Source organism: Bifidobacterium longum subsp. infantis ATCC 15697 = JCM 1222 = DSM 20088 (assembly GCF_000269965.1).
Classification (GTDB): Bacteria; Actinomycetota; Actinomycetes; order Actinomycetales; family Bifidobacteriaceae; genus Bifidobacterium; species Bifidobacterium infantis.
This window is the reverse complement of record NC_017219.1, coordinates 2662231-2682504: the sequence shown is the minus strand read 5'-3', so window position 1 is coordinate 2682504 and position 20274 is coordinate 2662231. Positions and strand designations below refer to the sequence as shown.

Sequence of the window (20274 nt, the reverse complement as noted above, 5' to 3'; positions counted from 1 at the left end):
ACGATAGGGGCTTACTGGTGGGCGACGAGGTCCATCATCGGGCAAAGGAGAATATCATGAGCCAACAGACTCAGTCTCAAATCGATGGCAAGCTTAAAGGCAAGTTAATTGCCGTCTGTACGATCGGAGCCGTGGGTGGCTTCCTGTTCGGATACGATACGTCGGTCATCAACGGCGCCGTGACCGCAATCGCCAGTCCGGATTCCGGTTTTGCACTCAGCAGTACCATGAGCGGATTCTCGGTCTCCAGCGCATTGCTGGGATGTGTGTTCGGCGCATGGTTCGCCGGTGTGGTCGCCGATCGTATGGGACGAATTCGTGTACTGGAACTTGCCGCCATATTGTTTGTGGCAGCTTCTTTGGTGACAGGTCTGACGACGAATTTCACCATATTTATCATCTTCCGTATCGTCGGAGGCCTTGGTGTCGGATTCACCTCGGCAATCGGCCCCGCTTACATTTCGGAGATTTCTCCAGCAGCAAGACGTGGCTTCTTCACCAGCTTCCAGCAGATGGCCATCGCATTGGGCATCATCGCATCGCTGGTCGTCAACGATATCTATGTCGTGGCATCCGGTGGCGCTGAAATGCCATTCTGGATGGGGATAGACGCATGGCGTTGGATGCTAGTGACAACAGCCCTGCCTGGCGTTATCATGTTCTTCCTATGCTTCGCTTTGCCAGAGACTCCTCGTTATCTGGTTATGAAGGGCGAGATTGCAAAGGCCAAGACCATTCTGATTGACGTCATCGGTGACAACAATGCCGATGTGACCATCGCCAAAATCCAGAAGTCGTTCCAGAGCGAGGAGAACGAGAAGAAGGTTTCCTTCAGGGAACTGCGCGGTAAGACGTTCGGTCTCAAGGGCGTGGTCTGGATTTCCATCATCTTCGTTCTGCTGGCTCAGGCCAATGGGCAGAATATCATCATGCTGTACGATTCCAGCCTTTGGAACATGCTGGGCTTCAGCGAGCAGGCGTCGCTGACCATCGCTGTTGTACGTGCGACGCTCGCCGCCGTTGCCACGGTGGTAGGTATGGTGCTTATCGATCGAGTCGGTCGCCGTAATCTTATGAAATACGGAACTTTGCTGATGACGGTATTCCTGGGCATCACGGCCATTGGCTTCGGCCAAGGACAGTTGAGTGCTGACGGTACTCTGAGCCTGTCGATTACGTGGACGTGGATTTCCATCGTATGCACCTACGCGTTCTTCCTGGTTTGCTGTGCCACTACGAACGTCACCGTCTGGGTCATCATCAGCGAAATTTTCCCGAATCGTATCCGTGCCAAGGGGGAGGCCGTGGCGACTGCCGCGAACTGGATGTTCAACTTCCTTATCACTACGATTTATCCTCCTATGCGTGATGGTATCGGTCTTGGATGGACGTACGGCTTCTACACGCTGATGGCATTGCTGGGCTTCTTCTTTGTCGTCAAGTTCCTGCCGGAAACCAACGGTGTGGAGCTTGAGGATATGAAGGCTGAGCTGAAGTGAGGTGGGGAATGATGCGTTATCAAGACGACGATGCAATGACGTTCTCTGTCAACGGAATTCCTTTCACGTTGAATGATATTTACGCTACGAATGGAACTTGTGTTTTGACGCCGCTACAGGAACGGTTGGCCCGAACATGGACTTACCTTGACGAGGATCTTCCCGATACCGCAGACATACCCGATGATGATGATGAGTATCGAGTCTTTATCGATTATGTGCGGCAGCATCGGGCAAGCTACGCGTTCAGTGACGTACGCCGACTGGACTTCCGCAGTGCGTTGCCTGATACCGTGATGAAATTTCCGGATATCGACTATATGACCGATGGCGGGCGTGCTCATAAGTTGGATATTTTCCTGCCGAAGGACGCATACTTGCGCGGCGACGGTGATATTCCGGTTATTTTCAACATTCACGGTGGCGCGTTCTTCTATTCATTCAAGGAAATTCAGAATGCGTATGCCGCTCAGCTTGCCAGCCGAGGATTTGCCGTGGTGTGCTCCAACTATACGTTGGCACCCGGGGGCGATTTCCTCGATATGTTGACTGATGTGTCGACGGCCTTGCGATGGCTAGTAAGCAATGGTGATGGGTGGCAGCTGTCGGCTGAGCAACTGTTCCTGGTCAGCGATTCTGCCGGCGCATTGCTGGGAACGTTCCTGTTGGCGTGTGAGACCAATGAGGAGCTGTCCTCTCTTCTGGGGATTGATAGTAATCATGTGCGGTTCCAATCAGTCGGTTTCACCTCCGGCATGCTGGTGTATGACCATCTGTTCGATGCGTTCTACCCGGATTCCGGCGAGCTGTTCGAGAAGCTGCGGCCAGCGTTCCGAACATTGATATCACGATTGGAGGGAACACCATATGAGCGTACTGAATCGTTGATGCGAGCAATCGCATATCCGCCGGTATGGCTTTCCACCAGTACCGATGATTTTCTGGAAAACGATGCGCTGTACGCAACGATGCTACTGCGCTCGATGAACTGCGATCATGAACTGCATGATCTGCGGTCTGTCAACGGCAAGCGTATTCCTCATGACTATCCCTTGATGACGTGGGATTCCGGCAGCGGAGAACTCAATGACGCAATGATGGCGTTCTTCCGCGAGCATCTATCACCGCGCACATCGCTTACGGCGAGTGTGTAGATGACATTGCCGCCGCAATCGCGAAAAGACGATGACTGCGGCGGCATCCTCAACATCACTCCAACAGAAAGCATGACCCACGGCACCACGCGTCAGGCGCTCAGTCTCATCACCAATCCCATCATCACCATCGTGCTTTTTGCGCTCGCCGTGTTCGCCTGCTGACGGTAGCCTACACTGAGAAACAGCTTACACTGAGAAACCATGAGCAAGCACCACCATCGCGACCGTAGCTGGGCCCCGGCACCTGAAGCATTGCCGGACGACGCCCAGACCATCGACAACCACACTCACGTGGCCTCCGTAATCCCTTTCGCGCGCGCTATGAGCCATGAGGCGCAGGAGAAGGGGCAGCCCGAAGTCCCGGTGTACGACGTCGACCAATTGCTGGCGCAGGCGCAATCTGTCGGCATTGGGGGTATCATCGACTGCGGTTGCGAGCTGCCGCACCTGATGACCGCCGTCCAGATGGCCCTCGATCATCCAGGTAACGTGCACGCGGCGCTCGCAATACACCCCAATGAGTCCGTGCTCCACGGGCATCGCGGTGTGCCGGGGCCGGATGGTCTGCCCCTCAAATACAAGCCTTACCATGACACGTCTTTCGAGGACGCGCTCGCCGAAGTACATCGCCTCGCCACCACATACCCCGAGCAAGTGGTGGCTATCGGCGAGACCGGCATGGACCTCTTCCGCACCGGCGAAGGTGCCAAGGAACTGCAGCGCGAGGCTTTCCGGGCGCACATCGCCCTGGCCAAGGAACTGGGCCTGCCCATGCAGATTCACGACCGTGACTCCCATCGCGAGGTCATCGAAACCCTGCTGGCCGACGGCGCGCCCGAACGCACCGTATTCCACTCGTATTCCGGCGACCGTGAGATGGCCGAGATCGCGCGCGAACATGGCTGGTATCTGAGCTTCTCCGGCACCGTGAGCTACAAGGGCAACGACGGCATCCGCGAATCGCTGCGAATCGTGGGTCTGGACCATGCGATGGTCGAAACCGACGCGCCGTACCTGACGCCCATGCCCTACCGCGGGCGCACCAACGCGCCGTACATGATCCCCTACACCTTGCGGGCCATGGCCGATACGCTCGACCTGTCCATCGCGGATGTGGCGCGCGGCACCCGCGATACCGCCCGCGCCGTATACGGACTGTGAGGGCCGGGTGTGCGGCCGTCGCGGAGCGTGTAGAGACGATGTGTTGACTTGTAAAATTTGTCAGAATTGTGAACGAGGTCTACCATGATGTACCTGACATAAGCGAGGGGGATGATCTCCACCTCAATGGAGGACTGAACGTATGGCTGAGTCGAACCAAAGGACCGCACGCGCCCAAGAAGCCTCAAAGGCCCAGAAAGCCCAGGCTGGCGCCGCCAAAGCCAAGGCCCGACAGGAAGAAGAAGCACTGCTGAGGGCCGACACCTTTACCAACGCTCCCAAGGTGTCCCGCCGCACTCTCACCAAGGAGGAGCGCGCGGCACTCGCCAAGCAGAGGGAAGCCGAAACCAAGGAAGCCGAGAAAATCGCCAGCGCATGGTCGAAAGGCGGCCTCGGCCGATGGTGGGCCCGCTTGCAATCCAGTCCAGACAAGGTTACCTGGGGCATGGCGATTGTGGCGCTCGGCGTGGTGTACGGCGACATCGGCACCTCGCCCCTCTACACCGCGCAGACCTTCCTTGCCGGTCAGGGAGGGCTTGGCAGCGTAAACCGAGAGGCCGTGCTCGGCATGCTGTCACTGGTCTTCTGGTCGATTACACTAATCACTACCGTCAAATATGTGCTCATCGCCATGCGCATCGACAACAATGGCGAAGGCGGCATCTTCGCACTGTACTCGTTGATTCGCAAGTACGGCGCATGGCTCGCGATTCCCGCCATGCTCGGCGGCGCGGCATTCCTCGCGGATTCGGTACTTACTCCGGCGGTTTCCATCAGTTCCGCAGTCGAAGGCTTGCAGACCCTGCCGCCATTGGAAGGGTTGTTCGACGAAAACCCAAGCCTGACCCTGATGATTACCGTCGTGATCATCGTGATTCTCTTCTCCGTGCAGTCGCGCGGCACCGAACGCATCGGCAAAGTATTCGGCTCGATGGTGCTGGTCTGGTTCAGCTTCCTCGCCATCGTGGGCGTCACGAATCTCTCTAACGACTGGTCTGTGTTCGCGGCCCTGAACCCGGTGTACGGCATCAAATTCCTGTTCAGCCCGGACAATGCTGCCGGCATCGCCCTTATGGGCACTGTGTTCCTCTCGACCACCGGTGCCGAGGCGCTGTACTCCGACATGGGCCACGTGGGGCGCGGCAACATCTACTTCACCTGGCCATTCATCAAGGTTGCGCTGGTGCTCAACTACTTCGGCCAAGGCGCGTGGATGCTGGCCAATAGCGATAACCAGCAATACACCGCGATGAAGTCGCTCAACCCGTTCTTCCAGATGATGACCCCGAACGTGCGGTACCTGGCCGTGATCCTGTCCGTCACGGCCGGCGTGATCGCCTCCCAGGCCCTGATCACGGGCGCGTTCACCATGGTTTCCGAGGCCACCCGCCTCAACTGGATGCCCCATCTGCAGGTGCGTTACCCGGCCCGTACGCGCGGCCAGCTGTACATTCCGGTGGTCAACGGCGTGTTGTGCGTGGCCACGCTCGCCGTGCTCGCCATCTTCAAGGATTCCGAGCATATCTCCGCCGCGTACGGCCTGGCGCTGACCATTACGATGATTACCACCACCGTGCTGCTCGGCGTGCACATCTGGCATTCCGGCAAGCGGGTCGGTGCCATCGTGTTCACCGTGCTGTTCTTGGCGATTCAGGCTATGTTCTTCATCGCGTCTATGGCCAAATTCCTGCATGGTGGTTGGTTCACCATGTTGCTGACCGCCGCGATTCTGTTCGTCATGTACACGTGGAATGAGGGCACCAAGCTCGAACGTGCGCAACGCCGTCACATGCGGCCCAACGACTTCCTACCCGCGCTCGACAAGCTGCACAGTGATTTCCGCATCCCGTATTTTGCGGACAACATCGTGTACCTGACCTCCGACTCGGAAACCAAGCGACTCGACACGGACATCTTCTTCTCCATCTTCGCCGACCACCCCAAGCGTGCCCGTGCTTGGTGGGCAGTCAGCGTGGAAACCACCGACGAGCCGTTCACCCGTGAATACTCGGTGGAGAACTTCGGCACGAACTACATCTACCGCGTGCGCTTCCGTTTGGGATTCAAGGTTTCGCAGTCCATCCCGGCGTACATCCACCAAATCATGCACGACCTGTCCAAAACCGGCGAACTGCCTAAGCAGAAGTCGATTTACCCCAAGGTCGACGCCGATCCGGACATCGGCACCATCCGTTACGTGCTGATTCACAAGGCCCTGATGCCGGAATCCAAGGTTTCCGCACGCGGTGCCCTGTCGTTGCAAGCCAAGTACGCAATCCGCCGCATGGCCGGCTCGCCGGTTAAGTGGTTCGGTCTGGCACCTTACAACCCGCTGGTCGAGGTGCAGCCGCTGTTCGTCTCCACCCGCCGCCCACCGCGTCTGAAGCGCACCGATACGGCCAAGACCATCCCGACGCCCACGCCGACTCGGGCAGTGGCCGACCCGGCCGCCGTCCCCGACCCGATGGACACCACGTCCGGGCTCGGGCGATTGGTACAGGAGCTCGATGCCGCCGTATCGGCCGAGGAGCGGAAGATCGCTGAGACCGCTGCCGCCGCTGCGGTCGCTGAGCAGGGCGATAAGGGCAAGGCCAAGAACGGCAAACCCGCCGCCAAGCCTCAGCGCTCCGCCAAACAGAAGCGATAACATACCAGTTTGCAGCGGCGCTGATGCGCTCTATAAAGAATGCCTATAACAGTCGCCGCACGTCGCCACACGGTTTCGGTAAGTTGAAATACCATGTGCAGATTACTGGGATACGCGACGGCAGGCTTCAACCTGAGCCTCAACGCGGTGTTGGGTCGGGACAATGTCGGCGATTTCCGCGAACTGTCTGAAATCCACAATGATGGCTGGGGTGTAGCCCAGCTTTCCGATCCCGCCGAAGCGCCGCATGTGCGCGACGGCGGCGCGCCCACCCCGGAAACCGGTACGCGCATCTACAAGTCGACCATCGCGGCCCGTCATGACAGCACGTTTGAGGCGCTGGCCGACGAACCGTCTCGCGGTGCCATCTGGCACCTGCGCTTGGCAAGTTCCAATCTGCCGCTCATCATGGAGAACCAGCACCCGTTCTATGCGAACGGCCTGAGCTTCATCCACAACGGCGATATCTCGGACGCCAATGGCCGCAACATCGTCACCAACCGTTCATACCCGGTGAACCACAGTGTGTTCCTCTCCACCGGCGGCCGTTCCGACTCCGCTATCTTCTTCGCAGTGATTCTGGAATACATCGGTTTCGGCTTCCCGCTCGACGAGGCCGTGGCCCAGGCCGTGCGCGAACTGCGCCAAGCCTACCCGAAGTCCAGCTACAACTGCATGATTCAGTCCGAGGACCAGCTCATCGCCCTGTGCGCCGCCGGTCGTGAGAAGACCAGCCCGCGCATCGTGGAAATCTACGACGAGTATGGCCGTGGCGCGCAGGCCGCCGACTACCGTGTGATGCGCTACCGTGAGCTGCGCGACGACAACGGCGACTCCGCCGGTGTGGTGGTCTCCTCTTCCGGCTATGAGCAGGAAGGCTGGAACGTGCTGGAGAACGACCAGATGATCATCGCCTCCAACCGCAACGGCACCTACCGTCTCCGTTCCATCTGAAATAGCTTCATAAGCCGTCTCTGACGAGGGCCTTGAGCCTCAAATCATCCGCATCCCATACTTCTCCGCCAACGCCGGAATATCCGGCATGCCATACTTGGCCACCAGATCCAGCCATCGCTGTTTGTTCTCTCCGCCAAATCGCTCGGCTCGGGCCGTATACGCCTCGACCTGCAGGAACTTCGGCGGCACTGACTTGCTATGGAACTTGTCGGCGTACATCACCACTTCCTGCTCGAGATTCATCGGCACATAGTCGGCTGGTGGCAACGGCAGCTCCTGGCACACCACATCCTCGCGCGTAAGTCCCACGCCGGTATGGTTGCGGCAGAACTGGGCGATGGACTCGTCCACGCCCTCGTCGAGCAGATACTCGTAGCCCTTAAGACCGTGCAGAATGTAGCGTTTCTTGCTGAATTTGAGCGGTTCGCCGTCAGAGCCGTCATGCTTGAACACGCGGTAGGTGCCGATGTCATGCAGCAGTCCGCCGATGAGTACCAAATGCTCATCGAGCAGACGCGGCGGCACATGACCGCCGGTGACGCCTGCGGTGGGCGGTACCTCCGCGTCCTTCGGTAATGTGCAGCGGCGCGTGAACAGCGCGTTCTGCCGGCGCACGATCTGGCAGCCGATGGTCGCCACAATCACGCAATGCGTGTGCACCAGCTCGTACGCCGCCTTGGACGGCGCGATTTTGCGGTGCAATTCGTCGATCTGCTCCAGTGTGGGAATATATCCGGTCATGATTATCAGGTTTCGCCTCGTACGGTCAGATTTATCCTCAGATTAGCGCGGCAATGAGCCGTGGCATTGAAAAACCCCTGTGATTCGGCAATACGAATCACAGGGGTTCTATGGTCTGAACATCAGATCTTGAAGAGTGTGTCGGCTGCTTCGGCGATCTCGCGTGACGCAGTGAGCACGATAACGCAATGCTTCGGGTCACCGGTGTGCGCCAGCTTGGCCAGCGCGGCGAACACGGTCACCTCGTCATCCGCGTTCAGCCCTCGTGTCGGCTCGTCGAGGATTAGCACTTCGGCCTCGGTGCTGATTGCACGGGCGATGGCCACCAAACGCTGCTGCACCAAAGGCAACGTGCCGACGGCCACGCCGCTGGTGGCCTCGGAGAAGCCGACCTTGGCCAGCAGTTCGCGGGCGATCACCGGCTTGGGCTTCAGGAAGTTGCGGTTGGACGCATTCATGGCGTACCGCACGTTTTGTTCGGCGTCGAGATTCGGTTGCACGGCGTGCAGCTGCGGTACGATGCCCAGACGGTGGCCGCGTAGTTCCACGGGCTCGAGCTCAACAATGTTGGCGCTCTTGTTCATCACCGTGCCAGACGCCGGCGTGGTCAAACCGCTCATCACGCCCATCAGCGCGCGACGCTTGGCGTCGGCGGTGATGCCCGAATCGGGGTCGTCGCTGATCAGCAGCGCGTATGCGTGCCCGGAATAGCAGGAGAAATTCGCGTCATCGAGGATGTTGACCTTGCCCTTGGGGCCGGCGACCGTCACCTTGTTCAGGGCAAAGGTCGGGTAGGTCTTGAGCAGAATGTCGTCGGAACCGCCGCCCACCAACACGCGATCGATACGCGAGGCCAGCGTCATGGTGGGATCGGTCGCTTTGCCCTGAGGCTCCGCATGCTCGGCCAATGCGTCTTTGTGATCGGTTTTGGCCAGTCGGAGTGTTTCGTTGACGCGGGCGGCATTGCGCTCGGTCACTTCGGCGGATGCGTTGGCCGAAGCGATGGCGTCTGCTTCGGCCTCGCTGGTCTCGTCGGTTGCTCCGGTTTCGGCAGATGCCAGTGCGCTGTAAATACCATCGTCAACAGTGCCTTCGTCATCAACGTCATCGAAGGTCACGCTGAACTGCACGGAGTCAGCTGGAACGGATTCAATGGCGTCGTTCGTCTCAGTCTCAGAAGTCGCTTCGTCAGCCGTTGCGTCAGTGGTCTTCTCGAGTTCCTGATCGTTGTTCTTGTCGCTCATGCCTGTGCCTCCGCATCGTCGGTTGTGGTGGTCGTCTTATTGGCCTCGCCAGCATCATGAGCGGTGGCCTCAGCAGCTTCATCGGTCTCAGCAGCGCCAGTGGTTTCGGCCGTTTCGATCGTCTCAGTCTCGCTCACGGTGCCCCAGTCGCCATCGGCGGCGAACAGCTTGTTCGCGCTGAAGAACGCAAGGCGCAGGGCGGCAAGAATCGCCAGGATCAGGATTGAACCCAGTCCATACCAGACCATGGTCCAAATCAGGTCCGATGTCACCGGGATGGCATGGCCGGATGCCAGAGCAGGTCCGATCGGCTTGGCGGCGAACGCGCCTCCGACCAGGCCAATTACGTAGAAGGGCAGGGTGACGATGAACACTTCCAGCATGAACTGCCATCCCAAACGCCCGCGAGTGACGCCGGACACCAGTGCCATGCCGATCTCGTCGTCACGCTTGGGCGCCCACACGCCTGACAGCACGATGACGAGCAGAAGCACGACGCCCACGCCGGCCAGTATGGCCGTATAGGTCTTCGCCCGCGAGGCCAGCTTGTCCAACGGCTTCAGCGAGGCGGTGTAGGCCTCCAGCGAGGGGGAGGACACGGCGTAACCCTTGGCGGGCAGCTTGGCCTTCTTGAGGTTGGCGACCAAGGCCCGGTATGTGGCGGGGCTGTTGACGTCAAACGTCACGTCCAGGTCGGGCACTTTCCAGCCGGGGGTGTTCTGGTCGACGCTTTGCGGGTCGAGTCCGGCCTTGGAGAAGGCCGGATAGGCGGTGAAGATCGCGTTCTCGCGGTTGCGGGCGGCCGTCACCGGATTGTCGACGGTGGATCCGGACGTGTACCGGTAGATGCCGCGCACCTTGAGTTCGGCCGTGGTCGAGGGATCCGAGGCGGTCGCCACCTTGAACGTGTCGCCCACCTTCAGGCCGTTGGCGGAGGCGAACGCCTTCGACACCAGTGCGCTGGTGGCGTCCGGGTTGGAGGACTGGGTGTCGTAGGTCAGGTTCTTGCCGTCCACGATGGCGTAGGCGCCGAGGTCGCTGGCCGTGGCGGCGTCCTTGGTCCAGAACGCCCGCCAGATGAGCCGTCCGCCGGTCGCATCGTCTCCGGCCGTGCCCAGCGAACCGCCGTCGAGGGCCTTCAGGTCGCCGTTCACGCGCGCCGGCGCGGTCTCGGTGAACGTGAAGTTCAGCGAGCTGACGGCCGACTGGATGAGCGCGGCGTACTCGTTGTAGGTGGACCACGTCATGTAATGCCTGGTGGAGGACTGATCGGTAGCGGAGACCTTCTTCCACGTAGCCGCAGTCGGGCGAATGGCCAACGTGGCCTTCTGCTGATCGTACGCGGTGGTGTGTGCGTTGGTATCTTCTTGAATGATGGCCAGTCCGGCGACTGTGCCGAAGGTGACCGCCAAGGTGATGAACGCGGTCAGGGCCGTACGTCCTTTAGAATGTGTCAGGGCCCGCCAGGCGTTGCTGAGGACGAACATGTAATTACCTCTCCCGTTCTCCTAAGCCGAACAGATCAATACGGCTTTAACTATTGTTGCGTTTAGTGACCGTTTTCTTGCGCAATACTGTTATACCCCTCAATGAAGTCTGAGAACATTCTGACAGCGATGTGGTGGTCATGAGGGGATTTGCACTCGGTATGGGATAAACCCTCGGTCTATTTCGGTGGCATCGGTACACTGGCATGAGATATGCGTGGCGTCACGTGTGCTCCGGCATGTCTGCGATTCCGGATTCGCCCGGAGTCCGGCATCCGGAAGCGTGGCCTTGCGCCGTTGGATAAGAGTATGAGCCGAGCAGATTTTCGGGTAGGATAAGTATGCGATTCACTTCAGGGCATTCGAGCCATAAGGCTGTGGGGCGTAGGAGAAGCCGCCATGCCGGTAACGGGAAATCCAATCGCTCCGCATCTACGAATAGCGCTGCAAATCAGCAGACGGGTCCCGTAAACCTGAAGACTCCCCAGCACGTGGGTGGCAACGGCCGTTCGCTGGTCAGCCGTACACCGATATGGGCGCGAGTGGTGGTTGTACTGCTGCTGACGTTGCTGGCCAGCGTCACCTGTGTGGGCACGCTCTACGCGGCATCCGTCTCGAGAATGGCCACGGATGCACAGCGTGTGCTGACATCCGCCGAAGGTCTGGCCAATTCGGCACTTGGCTGCGGCAGCGATAAGAGTCTGTCGGACATCTCCCAAGAGTTGGTCAATGCCACCAATGATCTCAACGAGGAGCTGAACGGCCCGCAGTGGGACTTCTTCCGCGACCATTCGCGATTTGGCAGCGACATCACCGCTGCCCGCGAAATGCTGGCTTCCGTGGATACGCTGGTCAACGGTCCGTTCACTGATCTGCTGAACCTGTCCAAACGATTGCAGGGCTTCTCCCTGAAGAATGGCTCGGTGGACGTCAGCGCCCTGATGGATATGCCGAATATCGTCAAGCAGGCGCATAAGGATATCTCGCAGCAGCTCACCAAGCTCAACAAGGTGCCGACTCCGAGCGTCGCCAAGGTGGCCACCGTGCTCGAATCCGAAAAGGCTGCGCTCAAGACCGTGGATTCGATGCTCAGCGAATACGATGGCCTCATTAACTTGCTACCGCAACTGCTTGGCGAGGACGGCAAGCGCACGTATTTGGTGATGGTGCAGAACCCGGCCGAGCTGCGTTCGGCGGGCGGCATGGTGGGCACCATCGCCGCAATCACGGCAGATAAGGGCACGATTACCATCGGTGATTTCGCCACCACTTCTGGTTGGGACATTCCTGAGAAGCCGATGGATGCTACGGTGCTGAAGGAGCGCCAGGTATTTGGCGACACTTTTGACCAGTACCCGGCCACCACGACCATCGACCCCGAATTCCAGCGTGTGGCACAGATGAACAAATACATGTGGCTGTATCAGAAAGGCCACGAAGACGAGAACGTAGCGGGTGTATTGTCATTCGATCCCGTATTCCTCCAGGCATTGCTGGGAGCCACAGGCAAGGTCAAGCTTTCGGACGGCCGAGTGCTGGATGGCACCACCACGGTGCCGTTCTTCGCTTCAGACCTGTACACGGATTACCCGGACTTCGAGCAGCAGAACAACTTCGTTTCCGAAGCGGCGCAGGCGATCATGAACCACGTGCTTGGCAACGCGAATGCCTCTACCGCATCCCCGCTGTTGAAGGCAATCAGAGATACCAGCGCTAGCGGTCATTTCAAGCTATGGATGGCTGATCCGGATGAGCAGGAGGCGCTGATTGCCACCGGACTTATCGACGATAAGGCCAGTGGTGAGCTGTCTGCTGACAGTCAGGTGCCTGAAACCGGCATCTATCTTTCGGAGCTGCAGCAAGGCAAGCAGGATTGGTATCTGAAGACCTCCACCACGGTCACAAAGACTTGCGGTGACGTCTCGGCCAGCCAGAACGCCCTGTATTCTGGCGTGCTGGATAAGCGCATCACGACAGCCGTGCGTAACACGCAGCTGGGTCAGTTTACGGAAGATCAGCTCGGTGACGAATACACGGTCACCTTCACCATGAAGAACACGCTGACTAAGGCTAAGGCCGAATCGTTGCCTGATTTCGTTAATGGCGGCTCGGAGAATCCAGTGCTCGGCGGCATGTTGTACCGCGTGGTGCTTACCGCCCCGTACGGTGGCGAAATCACCGCTGTGCAGGCTGATATAGATTCATGGGATACCAACACCGCGAGCCTGTATGACCGTCAGTACATTATGTTCAACCAGCAGTGGATCGAGCCCGGAAAAGAATTGACGATTGCTTATACCGTTCGGGTCAGCAGCGATGCCACACATCCACTGAACGCGGTAACCACGCCGGTGGTGAATGCGGATGGCATCGAGACGGGCTCCAACGGCAAGGTGACTGATGAGTGCTCGGCGGATACGAACGGCGCCAATGGTGCGAACGGCGCCGATGGTGCGAACGGCGGCAAGAACGACGCGCATAAGGGCGCGTCCTCCGATCCCGCGGCCGGCCTGGACACCTTGGACAATCTGAAGAGCCAGATCAGCTGCCCGGTCGATCTGAAGTCCTTGGCGGGATCCATGTGATGACCATGCCCGATTCCGTTTCCGACGCCGCCGGTACGACCGGTACAACCGGTGCTGTCGGTGCCGCCGGCCGGCCGCGCGACGTGAACTACGATCTGTTGCGCGTGGTGGCGATGTGCCTGGTCATCGGCGTCCACGTGATCAACAACTACATGCCCGTCAAGATGGCTCTCACCGGCGGCGCGGAAACGGTGCGATCCGTGCTGTTCGCGTTGTTCATGGTCTGCAATCCGCTGTTCATCATGGTGTCCGGCCGGTTCAACCTGACGTGCGACGCCGGCCGGCTGGGGAGCACCCGCTCGTTGGGCAACCTGCCGGGTTCTGGCTCTGATGCCCGGACAGGCGGCGGTGCCGGCCAAGCCGATCCCGGTAGCCTCGCGCCGTACGTGCGCTACTACTACAAACGGTTCGTCTCGCTGATTGTGCCGTATCTGCTGTATGCGGGCGGCATGGGATTCGTCGCCTACCTGGTGATTGATCATCGTTCGGTTGGCGGCGCTGTGTCTGGAACGTTGTTCGATTTGTTCTCCGGGTATGACGATTCCGTCTATTGGTTCGTATTCATGCTTGCCGGGTTTGTGCTGGCGACGCCGTTCCTGGCCGCGATGATGCGTACGATAGGCCGATCGGGTGCCTGGCTGCTGATCGGTCTGGCCGCCGCCGTGGCCGCCGCCGAGCAGATCTGCAATCTTGCCGGATACCCGTTGACGTTCCTGCAGTCGTTCCCCTGGCGGGGACTGCTGGTCTACTATCTGCTCGGTTTCGTGCTGGAATACTATCCGCCGTCCACGCGGGCGCGGCGCGGTTTGTACGCGTTGGCGCCGTTCGCCCTGGCCTGGACCGTCGCCACGCCGTACCTGTTCGCCGGCCAGCAGATCCAGGTGGGCCGCACGCTCACGGTTTCCTTCGCGGTGGTGGTGGCCGCGGTGTTCCTGTTCTTCCGGTACGACGTGCATCCGGCGTCTGCGCGGCTGCGCAGGGCGATCACCTGGCTGGCGGGGTACTCCTACACGATCTATCTGGTGCATTCGCCCCTGTCCAAGGTGCTGATCGGCCCGCGGATTCCCGCGCCCACGGATGGATGGTCGTACGCGGGCATCAGCGTGCTGATGTTCGCCGCCACGCTGTTGGTGGCGCTGCTATTTGCGGTGATTGCCGATACCGTGGTGCTTAAGCCTGTGCAGCGTCTGCTGCGCAACGTCGCTCTGCCGCGGAAGGGCCGCCTGTAGCAGCCGTCGTTTCACTGCCCTTGCGCGCGGTAGCGGGCCTCGGTGGCCTCCTTGGCCGGCGCCCACCAGTCGCGGTGTTCCGCATACCAATCGATGACGTTGCGCAGTCCGCCGGCGAAGTCGGTGTGCATCGGCGACCAGCCCAGTTCGGCGCGCAGTTTGGATGCGTCGATCGCGTATCGCCTGTCGTGCCCGGGCCTGTCCCGCACCCAGTCGAACGCATCCTCCGGCTGGCCCATCAGCCGCAGGATCATGCGCAGCACGGCGATGTTGCTCATCTCGCCATCAGCTCCGATCAGATACGTTTCGCCGATGCGCCCGCGGGTGAGGATCGCCCACACCGCGCGGGAGTGGTCTTCAGTATGTATCCAGTCGCGCACGTTCTCGCCGGTGCCGTACAGTTTCGGCCGCGCGCCCTCCATGATGGAGGTGATCTGCCGTGGGATGAACTTCTCCACATGCTGGTATGGGCCGTAGTTGTTGGAGCAGTTGGAGATGGTGGCGCGCAGGCCGTATGTACGCACCCATGCGCGCACCAGATGGTCGGACGACGCCTTCGAGGCACTGTACGGGCTTGAAGGGTGGTACGGCGTGTCTTCCGTGAAACGCGCCGGATCATCCAACGCCAGATCGCCGTATACCTCGTCGGTGCTGATGTGGTGGAAGCGCACGTCGTGTTTCCGGGCGGCCTCCAACAGCCGCATCGTGCCTTCCACGTTCGTGCGGATGAACGGTTCCGGATTGGCGATGGAGTTGTCGTTGTGCGATTCCGCGGCGAAGTGGACGATGGCGTCATGACCGGGCACGATACGCTCCAACAGCGCGACGTCGCAGATGTCTCCGACGACAAGATCGACCTGCGACGGCGGCAGGCCGGCGATGTTCTCCGGATTGCCGGCGTACGTCAGCTTGTCGAGCACGGTGATGTGCACGTGCGGATGGTTCCGCGCCACGTATCGCACGAAGTTCGCGCCAATGAAGCCGCATCCGCCAGTCACCAGAATATTACGCGGCTCGAATACGCCGCCGCACGCCATGCTGTTCACCATTCCAGCATACCGTCGCATGCCAACTGCTGCGGGGTTCGGGTCCGGGTGCGGACGCCATCTTGCGTCCGTGCGAGCTTTTCGTGCCTCTTCTGTCCTTGGAAGCTGACGTGTTTTGATTTTCATGAATGACGCGATAATTACGTTTTCGGGATGCTCCTTAGCCGTATTCGCTCGTCGTTCTGCAAGACCCATCAAGAAATGTGCATTGGTTACCGGTTCGCCCGTACAGGATGAACGTCGGCATGTGCGATTTGGAAGATGCTGGCTACGTTGATTCGTTGCAGTGACCTGCGTCTACAATATCTTAGGATTGCGTAAGGAAAGGCTGGCACTATGAAGATTGCGGTTGCAGGGACTGGCTACGTTGGATTGTCTGTCGCTTTGCTGCTCGCTCAGCACAATGAAGTTCATGCACTCGACATCATTCCCGAGAAAGTCGAGCAGTTAAACAATGGGAAAAGTCCTATTGTCGATTCTGTAATTACTGATTTCTTGGAAAAAAGCACTCTTGGCGAAAGAATACTTGACTTTCATGCCACGCTAGATCCGCAGGAGGCATATAGAGATGCTGATTTCGCGGTGATCGCCACGCCGACAAACTATGACGAAAAGAAAAATTACTTCGATACGTCCAGTGTCGAAGCGGCGATTACATCGGTCAGACGATATGCGCCGAATGCTTGGATTATCATCAAATCCACCATACCGGTTGGATATACGCAACAGTTACGTAAGAACCTTCAGGATGATCGTATTCTCTTTTCCCCCGAATTTTTACGTGAAGGACACGCGTTGTACGACAATCTGCATCCAAGCCGCATCGTCGTCGGCACCCCGCAGAATGATACTGAGTCTGTCGAAGCGGCACGTCGATTCGCGTCCCTGCTCGTTGAAGGTGCTGATCCCGCTGAGATGTCTCGCGTTAATCATGATGGCAGCACCGGAATTCCCACATTGGTGGTGGGCGTCACCGAGGCTGAGGCCATCAAACTATTTGCCAACACATATCTAGCGTTACGTGTGGCGTATTTCAATGAACTGGATACTTATGCGGAAAGCCGTGGACTCAACACGCGTGCAATCATCGAGGGTGTTTGCTTCGATCCCCGCATCGGTGACGGCTATAATAACCCCAGCTTCGGCTATGGCGGATATTGCCTACCGAAGGACACCAAACAGCTGTTAGCCAATTACAGTCAGGTTCCGCAGAACCTCATTGAGGCCATTGTAGACGCAAATCGTACCCGCAAGGAATTCGTAGCCTCTGAGGTGATGGAACTTGTCAGGAATGTTCAGAACCCTATCATCGGTATCTACCGATTGACCATGAAGTCCGGTTCCGATAATTTCCGTCAGTCCGCCATCCAAGACGTTATGAAGCAGTTCAAAGCGAACGGCATCCCCGTACTCATCTATGAGCCCACATTGCGCGAATCCAATTTCCATGGCAGTGAGGTTACCCATGATCTCGCTGATTTCAAGACCCGCTCGTCTGCCATCGTAGCCAACCGTTGGAATGACGATTTGCTGGGCGTGAGCGACAAGGTCTACACCCGCGATCTGTTTCGCAGGGACTAATTCTTCCCTGTGAAACCATGGTCGGTTGTTGACGAGGACACGAAGCCCCCGTCAACAACCGGTGACTTGTCTGCCTGTCTCACCGTTTGCCCTGCGCCTTGCGCGCTATCACTTTCAGCAGTTCTCGTTGTTTGGAGCCGACCGGAGCCAGCACATCCACATACTTGCGCATAGGGCTGTCTTCGGCAATTGCGCGTTCGTGGTGTTCTGGTGGGGCGGGGCGTTCCACGCCGCTCATTGCGGCAACCATTTGTGCCGCGAATGGCGTTTCACACGCATAGCTCCAGTACAGCGGTGCGAAATCGCACCATGGATTTTCCCATGGTTTATCAAAGCCCGCGTAGTGCACAATTTTTGGCGTATTACGTGATTGCATATACGCCTTGTACATGGAGGCAGGTGCGAAATCGAACACTCCAGCAATGCGGCCTGCACAATTGTGCATCACGTTCCACGAATAATCCAAATATGTGACAAGACCTTCACACTCTACGTTAAGAATGTCTTGATCATTGTATATGTATCCCGGTCTGGAAGCGATTTCTAGCCATTCGTGCACTGTGTGAATCTTGCGCATGCGGTCGAGATTCATTACCAATACACCGGCTTGGAAGTAGCCATATGCGTCACGCATGTGCAACTGTTTATGAACGTATTCAGCACGCTCACCGTTCTTCATGTTGAGATTTCCAATGAAATCAATATCTGGTACTGCAGCGATAGCGTTGCTTCCGAGTTCGGTATCGAATAGTTCGGTGATATCGCCATTGACCACCAGGTCACAGTCCAGATACAGCAGCTTCGAGTAGAATGGCAACGCTTCTTGAATGATGAAACGATAATATGTTTCAATGCTGATGTGCGCATTGCTGGTAGTGAGATTGAATCCGGCGAGATAGCGGTTCACGTCGAAGAAACGAATCAGGGCATTCGAGAACCTTGCAAAGAACTGCCGCATGTAGCGCTTGTTCTCGTCGGTTATGTTTCGTTCTAGTACGATCACGTCATACATACGATTCGTGGAAGCGTTCTTCAGCATTGAATAGATGGTGGTGGTGAGCATCGGGACGTAATTGTTGTCCGCGGCGAACACCACCGGCACCACACGTCCACGCTCCTGCCCTACCGGTTCCAGTATCGCGTTCGGCTCTGGATGCAGAAAATGCACGCATTGCAGTCGTTTGATTTTCCAGTCTGCGCCGGTGCGCTGCTTGTGTGCGATAAAGATGTTCAAAAGCCGTTCGGAGAGATGGCCGACGGTGCGCGTGGTCTGCATGTCCATCTTGCTGAAGTCGGTGGTCATTGCGAATTCGTCAAGCAATGGGAATAGCCACTCGTTGTATTCGAAGAAGATTTCTTTCCTCATGATGAACATATTGCAGAATGCTGCGGTGCGGCCGTTGAGTACGGCATCGGCATCCATCTTGTAATCGGGATGCCGCTCGCACAGAATGTCGTACATATGGCGTAAGTCATTCAGCCGCAGATGCTCGTCGGCGTCCCAATGCTGTTTAAGGTTTGAAAATCCGCCGATACGACGAACATCGTTCAATGGTGTGGTGATGATGTCCCATCCGTCCACTGCATGTGCGATCGCCTTGTCGTTGATGCCATATTCGGCAATCGTGCGACTATCAATATATGAGTCAATGATTTCGCCGTAATCGTTTTCCTTATGTGGGGTATCCGTGAAATCGAAATATCTACGATAGTGGCAGAAACCGTAATAATCGGCATCTTCGTTCTTCCAAGCCCAGTATTGCGCGGTCAGCTCGCAATACCGCGGATTTTCGGCAGAGATGTTCTCGCCTTCATCGTCATGCAAGGTGTTCGGGAAACGGGTCGTGGCGTGAGCGGCGCCTACCTGCATCGGAAGAATGCTCTCCCCCTTGGGAAACGTGGCCTGCTTATGTGCCGACACGAAGATTCGGATGTTCGAATGGTGCTGTTCCGCTGTGAGAACCATGTGAGATATTCCGCCTTACTAAGACAAACGTCCTTTCCTCACTAGAATATATGAGAGTACTGTCGAAGGAGAGCGCATCAACCGCACTGCCACATGATTTTGCGTCCAAACGCTTCGCACTAGTAGGATGGAATGTTCGTGAAAGATTTTTTTGAGAGCCTCAAGAAGAGGTACCACTACGCGATGGTGGTTTTCAAGGAACTGGTGAAGACCGACTTCCAGCTGCGCTATCAGGGATCATTCCTGGGCATGGTATGGTCCGTGCTGAAGCCGTTGATGTTGTTCGCCGTGATGTATGTGGTGTTCGTGAAGTTCCTGAAGTTCTCGGATGGCACCCCAACCTTCCCGATTTCATTGCTATGCGGTACCTGTTTGTGGAGCTTCTTCTCCGAATCAACCAGCATGGGCATGCAATCCATCGTTGGACGTGGTGATCTGCTACGCAAAGTACACTTCCCGAATTACATCATCGTGGCGTCCACCACGATGGGTTCTATGATTTCGTTGGGCATCAACCTATGCGTGGTGCTCCTGTTCGGCTTCTTCGCCCATGCGCACTACACCTGGCGCGTGTTGCTCGTGCCGTTCAACATCATTCAGCTGTATTGCTTAGGATTGGGCGTGGCATTGCTGCTCGCCTCGCTGTTCGTGTACTTCCGTGATGTGGCGCATATATGGGAGGTCGTGCTGCAAGCCATGTTCTACGCCACGCCTATAATTTACCCGATTTCGATGGTGGCCAATAATCCGGAGTTCGCATGGGCTGGTAAATTGCTCATGCTGAATCCTTCCACACAGATAATCATGGATATTCGTCACAATCTGCTTTCCCCGGAATACGTGCCAACAGTGTGGACCATGGTCGATAACAGGCTGCTGTGCCTGCTGCCATATGCGTTGTCTGTTTTTATTTTGTGCCTAGGTATTCATGTGTTCCGCAAGTACAGCTCCAAGTTCGCGGAGGTGCTCTGATT

15 protein-coding genes are annotated in these 20274 nt (G+C 57.7%); 10 read left to right on the top strand and 5 right to left on the bottom strand.

Annotated features, from left to right (window positions below; all coding sequences use genetic code 11):
- Positions 1-17 precede the first annotated feature (17 nt).
- From BLIJ_RS12395 to BLIJ_RS12375, 6 genes are all read left to right on the top strand, one after another.
- The gene (locus BLIJ_RS12395) at positions 18-1499 is read left to right on the top strand and encodes a sugar porter family MFS transporter (protein WP_231837837.1); all 1482 of its coding nucleotides are present in this window, start codon (positions 18-20) and stop codon (positions 1497-1499) included.
- Between the two features lie 8 nt (positions 1500-1507).
- Positions 1508-2653, top strand: coding sequence for an alpha/beta hydrolase (locus tag BLIJ_RS12390; protein WP_012578621.1), 1146 nt, complete (start codon positions 1508-1510; stop codon positions 2651-2653).
- Positions 2654-2818, top strand: coding sequence for a hypothetical protein (locus BLIJ_RS14640; RefSeq protein WP_155392804.1), 165 nt, complete (start codon positions 2654-2656; stop codon positions 2816-2818).
- Positions 2819-2857: 39 nt separating this feature from the next.
- On the top strand, positions 2858-3817 hold the full coding sequence (locus BLIJ_RS12385) for a TatD family hydrolase (RefSeq protein WP_012578620.1): 960 nt from the start codon (positions 2858-2860) through the stop codon (positions 3815-3817).
- 142 nt (positions 3818-3959) lie between these two features.
- On the top strand, positions 3960-6464 hold the full coding sequence (locus BLIJ_RS12380; RefSeq protein WP_014485201.1) for a KUP/HAK/KT family potassium transporter: 2505 nt from the start codon (positions 3960-3962) through the stop codon (positions 6462-6464).
- A 93-nt stretch (positions 6465-6557) separates the two neighbouring features.
- Positions 6558-7418 (top strand): class II glutamine amidotransferase, encoded by an 861-nt coding sequence (locus tag BLIJ_RS12375; RefSeq protein WP_012578618.1) that lies wholly within the window; start codon positions 6558-6560, stop codon positions 7416-7418.
- 39 nt (positions 7419-7457) lie between these two features.
- On the opposite strand, the gene BLIJ_RS12370 is transcribed toward BLIJ_RS12375, so the two are convergent.
- The 3 genes from BLIJ_RS12370 to BLIJ_RS12360 all read right to left on the bottom strand — a co-directional run bounded on the left by BLIJ_RS12370 (position 7458) and on the right by BLIJ_RS12360 (position 10893).
- A complete protein-coding gene (locus BLIJ_RS12370) occupies positions 7458-8162 on the bottom strand; it encodes an HD domain-containing protein (RefSeq protein ID WP_012578617.1) in 705 nt (234 codons plus the stop codon).
- A gap of 122 nt (positions 8163-8284) precedes the next feature.
- Positions 8285-9406, bottom strand: coding sequence for an ATP-binding cassette domain-containing protein (locus BLIJ_RS12365; RefSeq protein ID WP_014485200.1), 1122 nt, complete (start codon positions 9404-9406; stop codon positions 8285-8287).
- Positions 9403-10893: an ABC transporter permease gene (locus BLIJ_RS12360; RefSeq protein WP_012578615.1), complete on the bottom strand. Its 1491-nt coding sequence runs from the start codon at positions 10891-10893 to the stop codon at positions 9403-9405. The genes BLIJ_RS12365 and BLIJ_RS12360 overlap by 4 nt, the downstream gene beginning before the upstream one ends.
- Positions 10894-11384: 491 nt before the next feature.
- Between BLIJ_RS12360 and BLIJ_RS12355 the strand changes: the two genes are divergently transcribed.
- Together BLIJ_RS12355 and BLIJ_RS14000 are read left to right on the top strand one after the other, a co-directional pair.
- Positions 11385-13478, top strand: a complete 2094-nt coding sequence (locus tag BLIJ_RS12355; RefSeq protein WP_041982169.1) for a DUF4012 domain-containing protein — start codon at positions 11385-11387, stop codon at positions 13476-13478.
- Positions 13478-14707 carry an acyltransferase gene (locus tag BLIJ_RS14000; RefSeq protein WP_012578613.1) on the top strand — a complete coding sequence of 410 codons (1230 nt, stop codon included), beginning with the start codon at positions 13478-13480 and terminating at the stop codon, positions 14705-14707. Before BLIJ_RS12355 ends, BLIJ_RS14000 begins: the two co-directional genes overlap by 1 nt.
- 11 nt (positions 14708-14718) lie before the next feature.
- On the opposite strand, the gene rfbB is transcribed toward BLIJ_RS14000, so the two are convergent.
- Complete coding sequence (gene rfbB / locus BLIJ_RS12345) at positions 14719-15744, bottom strand: dTDP-glucose 4,6-dehydratase (RefSeq protein ID WP_012578612.1); 1026 nt, start codon at positions 15742-15744, stop codon at positions 14719-14721.
- Positions 15745-16089: 345 nt separating this feature from the next.
- On the opposite strand from rfbB, the gene BLIJ_RS12340 reads away from it, so the two are divergent.
- Entirely contained in the window at positions 16090-17334 is a 1245-nt protein-coding gene (locus tag BLIJ_RS12340) for a nucleotide sugar dehydrogenase (protein ID WP_012578611.1), read from the top strand.
- A gap of 79 nt (positions 17335-17413) precedes the next feature.
- Here the strand turns inward: BLIJ_RS12340 and BLIJ_RS12335 are convergent, their stop codons facing one another.
- Positions 17414-19300: a DUF4422 domain-containing protein gene (locus BLIJ_RS12335; RefSeq protein WP_014485197.1), complete on the bottom strand. Its 1887-nt coding sequence runs from the start codon at positions 19298-19300 to the stop codon at positions 17414-17416.
- Positions 19301-19438: 138 nt separating this feature from the next.
- Between BLIJ_RS12335 and BLIJ_RS12330 the strand changes: the two genes are divergently transcribed.
- Positions 19439-20272 (top strand): ABC transporter permease, encoded by an 834-nt coding sequence (locus BLIJ_RS12330; protein ID WP_014485196.1) that lies wholly within the window; start codon positions 19439-19441, stop codon positions 20270-20272.
- The last annotated feature ends 2 nt before the right edge of the window (positions 20273-20274 follow it).

Coding starts and splice junctions, on each gene's coding strand:
- BLIJ_RS14640 (WP_155392804.1), top strand. CDS start 2,654: ATGACATTGCCGCCGCAATCGCGAAAAGACGATGACTGCGGCGGCATC.
- BLIJ_RS12335 (WP_014485197.1), bottom strand. CDS start 19,300: ATGGTTCTCACAGCGGAACAGCACCATTCGAACATCCGAATCTTCGTG.
- BLIJ_RS12380 (WP_014485201.1), top strand. CDS start 3,960: ATGGCTGAGTCGAACCAAAGGACCGCACGCGCCCAAGAAGCCTCAAAG.
- BLIJ_RS14000 (WP_012578613.1), top strand. CDS start 13,478: ATGACCATGCCCGATTCCGTTTCCGACGCCGCCGGTACGACCGGTACA.
- BLIJ_RS12370 (WP_012578617.1), bottom strand. CDS start 8,162: ATGACCGGATATATTCCCACACTGGAGCAGATCGACGAATTGCACCGC.
- BLIJ_RS12360 (WP_012578615.1), bottom strand. CDS start 10,893: ATGTTCGTCCTCAGCAACGCCTGGCGGGCCCTGACACATTCTAAAGGA.
- BLIJ_RS12375 (WP_012578618.1), top strand. CDS start 6,558: ATGTGCAGATTACTGGGATACGCGACGGCAGGCTTCAACCTGAGCCTC.
- BLIJ_RS12365 (WP_014485200.1), bottom strand. CDS start 9,406: ATGAGCGACAAGAACAACGATCAGGAACTCGAGAAGACCACTGACGCA.
- rfbB (WP_012578612.1), bottom strand. CDS start 15,744: ATGGCGTGCGGCGGCGTATTCGAGCCGCGTAATATTCTGGTGACTGGC.
- BLIJ_RS12390 (WP_012578621.1), top strand. CDS start 1,508: ATGATGCGTTATCAAGACGACGATGCAATGACGTTCTCTGTCAACGGA.
- BLIJ_RS12340 (WP_012578611.1), top strand. CDS start 16,090: ATGAAGATTGCGGTTGCAGGGACTGGCTACGTTGGATTGTCTGTCGCT.
- BLIJ_RS12385 (WP_012578620.1), top strand. CDS start 2,858: ATGAGCAAGCACCACCATCGCGACCGTAGCTGGGCCCCGGCACCTGAA.